Source organism: Anaerophaga thermohalophila DSM 12881, from assembly GCF_000191885.1.
Taxonomy (GTDB): domain Bacteria; phylum Bacteroidota; class Bacteroidia; order Bacteroidales; family Marinilabiliaceae; genus Anaerophaga; species Anaerophaga thermohalophila.
Genome location: NZ_AEWI01000173.1, coordinates 1 through 393, shown reverse-complemented (window position 1 = coordinate 393; position 393 = coordinate 1). Strand labels below are relative to the sequence as shown.

Here is a 393-nt window from a genome sequence, read left to right as displayed (position 1 = left end):
TATCCCTGCTGTTTTAACATTTTTGCGTTGTCTTCGGTCATTATACCTGCATCCATGACAATTACAGGTTTTCTGTCCGTTTGCGAAGTGTGTGCCGAAAGTTCCGATATAGTTTTGTCCAGTGTTTTGTTGTCGCTGATGTTACCCTGGTATATCCGGCTGTATTTCAGAAAGCCTTCGGCGTTGATAACAGCAGCCATGGCCACAAGTTTTGCATCACTGCGTTTTTCTTTGCTTCGCCCATAGCGCGCTATTTTACTGCCTGCTTTCCTGCCCTCAAAATAGGTATTGGTAAGGTCGTAAAAAATTATTTTGTCCTGCAAGTCGAACAATTCATTGGTTTTGACAGAAAGTCCTTTTTCGATAGCCGTTTTTTGCTTGTATAAACTGTTA

1 protein-coding gene is annotated in these 393 nt (G+C 41.7%); it reads right to left on the bottom strand.

The annotated features are described in order from the left end of the window. Positions 1–393: IS1634 family transposase (locus ATH1_RS19910; RefSeq protein WP_010424833.1), on the bottom strand; the 393-nt coding region annotated here is incomplete at both ends.